Annotated in this window: 11 protein-coding genes; 4 read left to right on the top strand and 7 right to left on the bottom strand. The window is 61.8% G+C overall.

Annotation, left to right across the window (positions count from 1 at the left end):
- Positions 1-123: 123 nt before the first annotated feature.
- The 4 genes from ACYP2A_RS20915 to ACYP2A_RS20900 all read left to right on the top strand — a co-directional run bounded on the left by ACYP2A_RS20915 (position 124) and on the right by ACYP2A_RS20900 (position 5,201).
- Entirely contained in the window at positions 124-1,476 is a 1,353-nt protein-coding gene (locus tag ACYP2A_RS20915; protein WP_459747773.1) for a murein hydrolase activator EnvC family protein, read from the top strand.
- Between the two features lie 33 nt (positions 1,477-1,509).
- Positions 1,510-2,829 carry a S41 family peptidase gene (locus tag ACYP2A_RS20910; RefSeq protein ID WP_459747772.1) on the top strand — a complete coding sequence of 440 codons (1,320 nt, stop codon included), beginning with the start codon at positions 1,510-1,512 and terminating at the stop codon, positions 2,827-2,829.
- Positions 2,829-3,611: a divergent polysaccharide deacetylase family protein gene (locus tag ACYP2A_RS20905; RefSeq protein WP_459747771.1), complete on the top strand. Its 783-nt coding sequence runs from the start codon at positions 2,829-2,831 to the stop codon at positions 3,609-3,611. Before ACYP2A_RS20910 ends, ACYP2A_RS20905 begins: the two co-directional genes overlap by 1 nt.
- A gap of 105 nt (positions 3,612-3,716) precedes the next feature.
- The gene (locus ACYP2A_RS20900) at positions 3,717-5,201 is read left to right on the top strand and encodes a trypsin-like serine peptidase (RefSeq protein ID WP_459747770.1); all 1,485 of its coding nucleotides are present in this window, start codon (positions 3,717-3,719) and stop codon (positions 5,199-5,201) included.
- On the opposite strand, the gene ACYP2A_RS20895 is transcribed toward ACYP2A_RS20900, so the two are convergent.
- The 7 genes from ACYP2A_RS20895 to ACYP2A_RS20865 form a co-directional block, all read right to left on the bottom strand.
- Positions 5,182-5,940, bottom strand: coding sequence for a substrate-binding periplasmic protein (locus tag ACYP2A_RS20895; RefSeq protein ID WP_459747794.1), 759 nt, complete (start codon positions 5,938-5,940; stop codon positions 5,182-5,184). The genes ACYP2A_RS20900 and ACYP2A_RS20895 overlap by 20 nt on opposite strands.
- A gap of 99 nt (positions 5,941-6,039) precedes the next feature.
- Positions 6,040-6,810, bottom strand: coding sequence for an imidazole glycerol phosphate synthase subunit HisF (gene hisF / locus ACYP2A_RS20890; RefSeq protein WP_459747769.1), 771 nt, complete (start codon positions 6,808-6,810; stop codon positions 6,040-6,042).
- A gap of 148 nt (positions 6,811-6,958) precedes the next feature.
- Positions 6,959-7,693 carry a 1-(5-phosphoribosyl)-5-[(5-phosphoribosylamino)methylideneamino]imidazole-4-carboxamide isomerase gene (hisA, locus tag ACYP2A_RS20885; protein ID WP_459747768.1) on the bottom strand — a complete coding sequence of 245 codons (735 nt, stop codon included), beginning with the start codon at positions 7,691-7,693 and terminating at the stop codon, positions 6,959-6,961.
- Between the two features lie 116 nt (positions 7,694-7,809).
- Positions 7,810-8,448, bottom strand: coding sequence for an imidazole glycerol phosphate synthase subunit HisH (gene hisH / locus ACYP2A_RS20880; protein ID WP_459747767.1), 639 nt, complete (start codon positions 8,446-8,448; stop codon positions 7,810-7,812).
- Positions 8,448-9,041: an imidazoleglycerol-phosphate dehydratase HisB gene (gene hisB, locus ACYP2A_RS20875; protein ID WP_459747766.1), complete on the bottom strand. Its 594-nt coding sequence runs from the start codon at positions 9,039-9,041 to the stop codon at positions 8,448-8,450. The genes hisH and hisB overlap by 1 nt, the downstream gene beginning before the upstream one ends.
- A gap of 99 nt (positions 9,042-9,140) precedes the next feature.
- Positions 9,141-9,530, bottom strand: a complete 390-nt coding sequence (locus tag ACYP2A_RS20870; RefSeq protein WP_459747765.1) for a VOC family protein — start codon at positions 9,528-9,530, stop codon at positions 9,141-9,143.
- A 48-nt stretch (positions 9,531-9,578) separates the two neighbouring features.
- A complete protein-coding gene (locus ACYP2A_RS20865; protein ID WP_459747764.1) occupies positions 9,579-10,778 on the bottom strand; it encodes an amino acid aminotransferase in 1,200 nt (399 codons plus the stop codon).
- Positions 10,779-10,798: the final 20 nt, after the last annotated feature.

Genomic DNA, 10,798 nt, shown 5'->3' with positions numbered 1-10,798 from the left:
CGTTCGCGGCTAAAGCGGCGTGCCGCCTTAGCCGCGAACACCACCGGACATTTGTTTTGCCAGACATGACGGGCATACTAGGCCCATCGTTTTTTTCACCCTTGCTCGGTATCGCTCACCCACATGTTTCGCGCCCTGATCACTCTTGTTCTGATCTGTATGCTCAACCCGGCATTTGCCGAGGATGAGCGTGCCCAGACCCAAAAACAGATAGACGCTGCGCGCCAGGACGTTGCTGAGCTGCAAAAGATGCTCAACAAGCTACAGGCGGAAAAGAGCGGGGTTCAAAAGGACCTGCGAACCACTGAAACCGAAATGGGCAAGCTGGAAAAGCAGGTCGAGGTCCTGCAACACGAACTAAAAAAGACCGAAGTCGAGCTGCAAAGGCTCGACCATGAAAAGAAAAAACTGGGTGAAGCCAAGCTTGAACAACAACGCCTGATCGCTGTGCAGGCCCGTGCCGCCTATCAGGGCGGTCACCAGGAATACCTCAAGCTGTTGCTTAACCAGCAACACCCGGAAAAATTCGCCCGCACCCTCACCTACTACGATTACCTGAGCAAGGCGCGTACCGAACAGTTGCGTCAGTTCAACGAGACGCTGCGCCAGCTGGCCGGGGTCGAAAAAGACATCGACCTGCAACAGGCCCAGTTACTGGTGCAGAAAAGCGATCTCGAAAGCCGTGGCCAGGAGCTGGGCAAGGTGCGCGAAGAGCGCCAGAAAGTGCTGGGCAAGATCAATCAGGACTACAAGGTCGGCGACCAGAAGCTACAGGCTCGCCAGCAGGACCAGGCCGAGCTGAACAATGTGCTCAAGACGATTGAAGAAACCCTCGCCCGCCAGGCCCGCGAAGCCGAGGAAGCGCGCCAGAAAGCGCTGATCGCCGCTCGCGAGGCTGAAGCCGAGGCACAACGTCAGCGCGAGCGTGAACAGCAGCGTCAGCGCGAAGCCCTGGCCCGCAATGAACGTGAAAGCCGCCGCGAGACCAGGGTCGAGACTGAACCCGCTCCGTCGCGCCCGGTCCAACCCCCCGGCCCTGCGGTGTCCAGCGGCGGCGCCACGTACGGCGGCGCGTTTGCAGAGGCCAAAGGTAAACTTCCATGGCCGATCAATGGTCGACTGCTTGCACGCTTCGGTGAAGCGCGCGGCGACGATGAACGTTCACGCTGGGACGGCGTGATGATCAGTGCCACTGCCGGCAGCCAGGTGCGCGCCGTCCACGGCGGGCGCGTGGTGTTCGCCGACTGGTTGCGCGGCTCGGGACTTCTGGTCATTCTCGATCATGGCAACGGTTATCTGACCCTGTACGGGCACAACCAGAGCCTGCTCAAAGAGGCCGGCGACATCGTCAAGGCCGGTGAACCGATCGCCACGGCCGGTAACAGTGGTGGCCAGGACACAGCAGCGCTGTATTTCGCCATACGTCAGCAGGGTCGCCCCAGCGATCCGGCCCAATGGTGCCGCACTCAAGGATAAGTCGGCGCCACTTTCTTCAGGAGCTTGTCAGACATGCAGCATCTGTCCCGCCTCACCTCGCTGGCCCTGGCGATTGCCCTCGTGGTCGGCGCACCGCTGGCGCTGGCCGCCGAAAAAACCGCGCCAGCCCCCGCAGTCGCCCCCGCCAACGCCAAGCCACCGTTGCCGCTGGATGAGCTGCGCACCTTTGCCGAGGTGCTGGACCGGGTCAAGGCCGCCTATGTCGAGCCGGTCGACGACAAGACCCTGCTGGAGAATGCCATCAAGGGCATGCTCAGCAACCTTGATCCGCACTCGGCCTATCTGGGTCCGGAAGATTTCCAGGAGCTGCAAGAAAGCACCAGTGGTGAATTCGGCGGCCTGGGTATCGAAGTCGGCGTTGAAGACGGCTTCGTCAAAGTGGTCTCGCCCATCGACGACACCCCGGCGTCCAAGGCAGGCATCGAGGCCGGCGACCTGATCGTCAAGATCAACGGCGCACCGACTCAAGGCCAGACCATGCAGGAAGCGGTCGACAAGATGCGCGGCAAGATCGGTGAAAAAATCACCCTGACCCTGGTGCGTGATGGCGGTAATCCATTCGACGTGACCCTGGCGCGCGCGACCATTCAGGTCAAGAGCGTCAAGGCGCAGCTGCTTGAAAGCGGCTACGGCTACATCCGCATCACCCAGTTCCAGGTCAAGACCGGCGACGAGGTTGGCAAGGCACTGGCCAAGCTGCGCAAGGACAACGGCAACAAGAAGCTCAGCGGCGTCATTCTCGACCTGCGCAACAACCCCGGCGGCGTGCTGCAATCGGCCGTCGCGGTGGCCGACCACTTCCTGACCAAGGGCATGATCGTCTACACCAAGGGCCGTATCGCCAACTCCGAGCTGCGCTTCTATGCCGACCCGGCCGACGCCAGCGAAGGCGTGCCATTGGCGGTACTGATCAACGGCGGCAGCGCCTCGGCCTCGGAGATCGTCGCCGGTGCCCTGCAAGACCAGAAGCGCGGCATCCTGATGGGCACCGACACCTTCGGCAAAGGCTCGGTGCAAACCGTGCTGCCGCTGAACAACGACCGCGCCCTGAAGATCACCACCGCGCTGTACTACACCCCCAACGGCCGCTCGATCCAGGCACAGGGCATCAACCCGGATATCGTGGTGCGCCGCGCCAAGCTGACCAGCGAAGCCGACGGCGAGAACTACCGCGAAGCCGACCTGCTGGGCCACCTGGGCAATGGCAACGGCGGCGCCGACAAGCCGACCGTCAAGAGCACGCCCGGCAAGGCACGCCCGCAGGATGAGGATTACCAGCTCAATCAGGCCCTCAGCCTGCTCAAGGGCTTGAGTATCACCCGCGGTAACTGATGCGCCGGTTATCCCTACCCAGGCTGGCACTGGCGTTACTGCTTACCGCCGTAACGTTCAGCGCCGCCGGCCAACCGCCCAAGCGCGCCTACCTGAGCGTCATCATCGACGACCTGGGCCAGAACCCGGCCAGGGACAGCCGTACCCTGGCACTGCCGGGGCCGGTGACGCTGGCGATCATGCCCGACACCCCGCACGCCACCGAGTTTGCCCTGCAGGCGCACAAGGCCGGCAAGACCGTGATCCTGCACATGCCCATGGACCCGGCTACTGGCCCTTACGCCTGGCACCCCGGCCTGCCGACCAGCGAACTGCAAAGCCGACTGGACGCTGCTCTGCTCAAGGTGCCGTTTGCGACTGGCCTCAATAACCACATGGGCAGCCGCATGACTGCAGAACCGGAGGCGATGGGCTGGTTGATGGCCGAGTTGCAGCGCCAGAACCTGTTTTTCATCGACAGCCGCACCAGCGCGAAAACCGTGGCCGCAGCCCAAGCGCAAAAAATCGGCCTCGCCAGCCTGTCGCGGGATGTATTTCTAGACGATGAGCGCACTGCCGAGGCCATCACCCGGCAACTCAGGATTGCCATCGAGCTGGCGCATAAACAAGGCTCGGCCGTGGTCATCGGTCATCCCTACCCGGTGACACTGGAGGTACTGGAGCGAGAACTACCACGCCTGAAGGCGCAAGGGGTCGAATTGATCGGTCTGCGCCGGATGATCAGCGTGCGCGGCAATGAAGCGACGGCAGCCCACGGCAAGAACGGTATCTATCGTGATTGACCGGTTTCAGGCAGGCGCTATTTAGTTACCGCACAGACAGGTTATCTGGCTGGTTATATGCGTTGACCTGCCCCAGGACGGGGCTTTTCAAGCGCAAGGACAGCCATGAAATCGATACTTCCTGCCTCTATAAGTTGTGTATTGGCCCTCAGTTCTCTGGCGGCGTCAGCCCAGTCGGCCGACTACGGCGACGGTCTGCAAAACCTGATGCCCTCCAGAGTCCTTAACAACCAGGACGGTCGTCATGACCACTGGAAGGGCATCGGCCGGATTCAAAGCGACGGCGGCCGCTCCTGTACCGCCACCCTGATCGATACCCGATCCGCTAACAGCGCTGTGACAGCGCCTGCTTATGTACTCACCAGCGGGCATTGCCTTTATCGAAAACACAACGGCGTCATTCTGGATAATGAGCCGGTCACCGGAGCGGTGACGTTCAATTACTTCGCCGACACCCTCATGCAGCAACAGCCCTACCCACTCAAACGCGTGATCTGGAGCAGCATGCAAGGCGTTGACCTGGCAATCGTTGAACTGGACACCTCACTGAACAGCCTGATTCAGGCGGGCATCCAGCCGCTGAAAGCGGCCGAAGAGATACCCGCCACCGGCACCGATATTTTGCTCGTGGGGGCTCCTCTGCCCTTCGAAACGCCTTATTTGCGCCTTGCAGCCTGTACCTTGCAAAGCGCCGGGGCAGTCATCGAACACCCTTGGGTCTGGCGCCATAACCTGAAAAATCAGTGCCTCGATGTCGAGACAGGCAGCTCGGGAAGCCCAGTAGTGACCCGCGACTCCAACCAGGTCATTGCAGTGCTCAACACCACGACATTGTCGAGCACGGGCAAGAACCCGAACCTGGTACAGACCCCAGACGCTCGTAGCGGTAACTTCGGTAATCCTGTGGATTATCTGCGCCGTTGCTTTGTCGATGGCGAGTTCAAGGCCGACCCACGGATTTGCCCACTGTTTCCGGTCTTCTCGATAGAACTCGCGGTCTTGGCACGGCACGGGCGTTACGCCAAGGTGATAGAGGATGCGCAGGGCAAACCGGTTTATCCGCGTTGGGACGTAGCGTTTTCCATCGATAAACCGTTCTACCGCTATAAGGCAGTCAGCCAGACCCTTGAATGCGAAAACCCGGACCATTACAGCCATACGATCGCAGCCTCCGATGCCCGCATAGACGATCTGATCGGTCCACGGGCAGGTACCCACCTGCTGTGTATTCTGGGGGTCGACTCAGCGGATGAACGCCCCACTCAAGGTGTACTGCGCAATGCGCTGACCCTGGCTGTCGAGCTTCAGGCGCCTAGCCCGCCAAGCCCGCCCGAGGTGAACATCACCCGGACCACCGACTCTTACACCATCACCTGGCAACATGGCGGGGAACGGGTCAGCCGGCACACTTTCAAGGCCGGCCCGCCGGACACTACCGATTGCAATGACCCGACAGGCTACAAGCGCGTCTGGCGCAGCCTGACTCCCTTCGCCCGACGCTTGCCGCTGAAGGTCTGCACCTATGCCTATGACCATGCGGATCAACGATCGGCGGTGCGTGAGGATTTGCTTAAAGGTACTTATCCATAATCTGCTCGATCACCCCCTCGGCGCGCATCTGGTCGAGGGCTTTTTGCAGGCGGTCCACCAGCGGTTGCGGGGTGTCTTTGTTGAGGGCCAGGTACAACTCGGCCTTCTTGAAACGCAGCACGGTCTTGAGCCCGGTAATGCCGTCCTGACGCGCCAGCCAGCGGCCGACAGGATCAGCGGTGGCCCACAGGTCGAGCTGACCGTTGGCCAGCCGCCGCGGGTTGTCCTGGTCGCGCAGCATCAAGACCGGATCAAACCCCTTGAGCAACAGATGCTCGGCTAGGGCATCGCCCTTGTAGGCGCCCACACGGTAGCTTTTGGCTTGTTCCAGGTCAGTGAGTTGAACGATAGGGCTGTCGGCGCGGGCCAGCAGCACCCACTCGACCGGGGCGATAGGCCCGACCCACTTGAACAGGGGCTCGCGCTCAGGCGTACGCACCGTGGAGAACACCGCATAACCCGGATTTTCCAGGGCGAGCTTGTAAATCCGCTCCCACGGAAAGCGCAGTGTCAGGTTGTATTCGACCCCGGCGCGCTTGAACGTCTCGCGCATGATCTGCACCGAGATACCGTCGAGGTTATCGTCCTGGGCAAAGTTCTTGCCGTCCACGGCCATGTTGTAGGGCGGATAGTTCTCGGTCAGCAGGACGATCTTGCGAACTCCCGCCTCACCGCCGCGCGCCACAGAACTTAGAAACGGGATCAGACCCAGCAGTACAAGCAGAAGACCCTTGAGCATATTTCGGGACTCGAACATGACGACCGGTGCAGAGTGACGCGAAGCTATCGGACTGTCTACCGGGACGCACGCTTTTGCCCGTCCCGGCAGTCCATCTTTTCAGCGCACCACGATGCCGCGCTGGGCCATGTAGGCCTTGGCTTCGGGCACGGTGTACTCGCCGAAGTGGAAGATGCTCGCCGCCAGCACTGCGCTGGCATGGCCTTCCAGCACGCCGGCCGCCAGGTGCTCCAGGTTGCCGACGCCGCCAGAAGCGATCACCGGAATGCCCAGCGCATCGCTGATGGCGCGGGTCACGCCCAGGTCAAAGCCGTTCTTCATGCCGTCCTGGTCCATGCTGGTGAGCAGTATTTCACCGGCGCCCAGGCCTTCCATCTTCTTCGCCCACTCCACGGCATCGAGGCCGGTCGGCTTGCGGCCGCCATGGGTGAAGATTTCCCAGCGCGGAGTTTCGCCCGGACCGGAGACCTTCTTGGCGTCGATGGCGACCACGATGCACTGCGAGCCAAACCGCGCAGCGGCCTCGCCGACGAACTCCGGGTTGAACACTGCGGCGGTGTTGATCGAGACCTTGTCAGCACCGGCATTGAGCAGGTTGCGGATGTCCATCACCGTGCGCACGCCGCCGCCCACGGTCAGCGGGATGAACACCTGGCTGGCCATGCGCTCGACGGTATGCAGTGTGGTGTCACGACCGTCGACGCTGGCGGTGATGTCCAGAAAGGTGATTTCGTCCGCACCCTGCTCGTTGTAACGCCGGGCGATTTCCACCGGGTCACCGGCATCGCGGATGTTCTCGAACTTGACGCCCTTGACCACACGACCGTTGTCGACGTCCAGGCAAGGGATGATGCGTTTGGCCAAAGCCATGGAAGACTCCTTCGGAGAGGCGGGAGCTATAAGCTTATAGCTTCAAGCGGCAAGCTAAAGCAGGTCGCGGTGTATGGAATAACGCGGCAGCAAGTAGAGCGCATCGCTTTTGCTTTCGCTCTTACTTGCCGCTTGCCGCTTGAAGCTTCTAGCTGGCGTTGTCGCAAAAGGCCTGGGCCTCGGCGACGTCCAGGGTGCCTTCGTAAATCGCGCGTCCCGTGATCGCGCCGATGATGCCTGGGGTTTTTGCATCCAGCAGGGCCTTGATGTCGCCCAGATTATGGATGCCGCCCGAGGCGATCACCGGAATGCGCGTGGCTTGCGCCAGCGCTGCGGTGAACGGCACGTTGCAGCCTTGCATCATGCCGTCCTTGGCGATGTCGGTGTAGACGATCGCCGACACGCCATCAGCCTCGAAACGCTTGGCCAGATCGATGACCTGTACCGAGCTGATCTCGGCCCAGCCGTCGGTGGCGACGAAACCGTCCTTGGCGTCCAGACCCACGATCACCTTGCCGGGAAAGGCACGGCAGGCTTCGGCCACGAACTCAGGCTGCTTGACCGCCTTGGTGCCGATGATCACGTAGCTGACGCCAGCCTTGACGTAATGCTCGATGGTTTCCAGCGAACGAATGCCGCCGCCGATCTGGATCGGCAGGTGCGGGTAACGCTTGGCAATGGCCGTGACCACTTCACCGTTGACTGGCTGGCCTTCGAAGGCGCCATTCAGGTCGACCAGGTGCAGACGACGGCAACCGCCCTCGACCCACTTGGCGGCCATGCTTACCGGGTCATCGGAAAACACCGTGGAATCTTCCATACGGCCTTGGCGCAGACGCACACAGGCGCCGTCTTTGAGGTCGATTGCAGGAATGATCAGCATTCTTTTCTCTCTGTTCGTAGTAGCGGCCGGGCGGCGATCCGCTTTAGCCGCGAAACAGGCACCGTCGTCATTCGCGGCTAAAGCCGCTCCTACGGGCACACTGTGTTCATTAATGTTTACCAGCGCCCGTCCCACGCCACGAAGTTCTGCAGCAACTGCAGGCCGTGGGTATGGCTTTTCTCGGGGTGGAATTGCACGGCAAAACGCGAGCCGTCGGCGAGTGCAGCGGCGAAATCGACGCCGTAGTGCCCGCGACCGACGACCTGGCGCGCATTCGCCGCCGCGATGTAGTAGCTGTGCACGAAGTAGAAACGCGCCTGGTCCGGAATGTCGTGCCACAGCGGGTGGTCGACTGCCTGGCTGACCTGGTTCCAGCCCATGTGCGGCACTTTGAGGTGCTCGCCGTCTTCGTGCAGATCCTTGCCGAAGAACTTCACCTGGCCCGGAAACACGCCGATGCAGTCGACGCCGTCGTTCTCTTCGCTGCGGTCGAGCAAGGCTTGCATGCCGACGCAGATGCCGAGAAACGGACGGTCCTTGCTGACCTCGCGCACCAGTTCGTCAAAGCCCAGGCGGCGGATCTCGGCCATGCAGTCGCGGATCGCACCGACACCGGGGAATACAACCCGGTCGGCTTCACGAATGACCTTGGCGTCGCTGCTGATCACGACCTTGCCGGCGCCTACGTGCTCAAGCGCCTTGGCGACCGAGTGCAGGTTGCCCATGCCGTAATCGATAACTGCCACTGTCTGCATCAGAGCACACCCTTGGTCGACGGCATTTGCCCGGCCATACGGTCGTCGAGTTCGATGGCCATGCGCAGCGCGCGGCCGAATGCCTTGAAGACGGTTTCGATCTGGTGGTGGGTGTTGGTGCCGCGCAGGTTGTCGATGTGCAGGCTGACCAGCGCGTGGTTGACGAAGCCCTGGAAGAACTCCTGGAACAGGTCGACATCGAAACGACCGACCACCGCACGGGTGTACGGCACGTGCATCTGCAGGCCCGGACGACCCGAGAAGTCGATGACCACACGCGACAGCGCTTCATCGAGCGGCACATAGGCATGGCCATAACGACGGATGCCTTTCTTGTCGCCGATCGCCTTGGCGAAGGCCTGACCCAGGGTAATGCCGACGTCCTCCACGGTATGGTGGTCGTCGATGTCCAGGTCGCCCTTGCACTCGATATCCAGGTCGATCAGCCCGTGGCGGGCGATCTGGTCAAGCATGTGCTCAAGGAAGGGAACACCGATATCGAATCGGGCCTTTCCGGTGCCATCCAGGTTGATCGAGACCTTGATCTGGGTTTCCAGAGTATCGCGTTCGACGGATACCTTACGTTCGGCCATCACCAGCTCCGCAAAATCAGTAGCGAAAAAGGCGAGCATTATAGGCCCAGAAGCGCCCGGCATGAAGCCGATACACGACGGGATGGCGATTTAATGCGTTCAGCCGATGGGCGAACACAACTCCACGAGCGTGCCGTCCGGGCAACGGACATACGCTACGGTCTGGCCCCATGGCTTGGTCTGCGGGCTGGAAAGCTCGGTGGCACCGGCTGCCAGGGCACGCGCGTGAGCCGCAGGGACATCGTCGGTGACCAGCCCGACTTCCATGCCCAAGGGCTTGTCCGAGGCGTGGGCCGAGATATGTCCGCTGGGGAAATTCAGCGCTGCCAGCTCATCGGCAGCAAAGGCCAGCGCGGTTTCGCCGGTCTCCAGCTCGCCGTAGGTGCCGGACTCGTGGAGAAAGCGGGTGGTCAGCCCAAAGGCCGCGTTGAAAAACGCCAACGAGGCCGGGACATCCGTGACGTAGATGATCGTGTAGCCGAATTTCATGCGCTGGACTCCTTGTCATTGATAACGCAGCCCCTACGGGGGTGTGGCTTATTTCGCGAACAGGCTGGCGATGGCGGTGGCGACTTTGTCGACGTTGGCTTCGTTCAGGCCCGACAGGCACAGGCGGCCGCTGCGCACCAGGTAGACGCCATGGGTGTTGCGCAACTCATCGACCTGCTCGCCGGTCAAGCCGGTGTAGCTGAACATCCCGTGCTGGCGGGTGATGAAGCTGAAATCCTGTTGCGGGGCTTTCTCGGCCAGTACTGCCACCAGACGCTCGCGCATCTGGATGATACGTACGCGCATGGCTTCGACTTCGGCCAGCCAGTCCTGGCGCAGGGCCGGGGTATTGAGTACGCGCGCGACGATCTGCGCGCCGTGTACCGGCGGGCTGGAGTAGTTGCGACGCACGGTAGCCTTGAGCTGGCCCAGCACGCGCTCGGCCAGTTCGGCGTCTTCGCAGACCACCGACAAACCGCCGACGCGCTCGCCGTACAGCGAGAAAATCTTCGAGAACGAGTTGCTCACCAGCGTGGTGACGCCAGCCTCGGCCATCGCACGGATCGCGTAGGCGTCCTGCTCCATGCCGGCGCCGAAGCCCTGGTAGGCGATGTCCATGAACGCGATCAGTTCGTTGCGCTTGACCACCTCGATCACCTGATCCCATTGCCCGGTGCTCAGATCGGCACCGGTCGGATTGTGGCAGCACGGGTGCAGCAGCACGATGCTGCGCGCCGGCAAACCTTGCAGGGTGGCGAGCATGGCGTCGAAGTCGACACCGCCGGTGCGCTTGTCGAAGTACGGGTAGGTGTTGACCTTGAAACCCGCGCCGCCGAACAGCGCGATGTGGTTTTCCCAGGTCGGATCGCTGACCCACACCTGCGATTCAGGAAACGCATACTTGAGGAAATCGGCACCGACCTTCAGTGCGCCCGAGCCGCCGACGGTCTGGATGGTCGCGATGCGGCCGGCCTTGAGCAGCGGGTGCTCGGCACCGAACAGCAAGGTCTGGATCGCCTGACGATACGGCGCCAGGCCTTCCATCGGCAGGTACACGCAAGCGGCCTGTTCGCCGGCATCGAGTTCGTGCTGGGCGCGTACGGCGGTGTCCAGGCGCGGGATGCGGCCCTCGGCGTCATAGTAAAGACCGATGCTCAGATTGACCTTGTCGGTGCGCGGATCCTTGCCAAAGGTTTCCATCAGCGAAAGGATCGGGTCACCGGCGTACGACTCCACGTGGGCAAGCATGCGGACAAACTCCTGAAGGT

It is taken from the genome of Pseudomonas sp. 3A(2025) (genome assembly GCF_054589175.1).
This window is presented reverse-complemented; position numbering and strand designations above follow the sequence as displayed.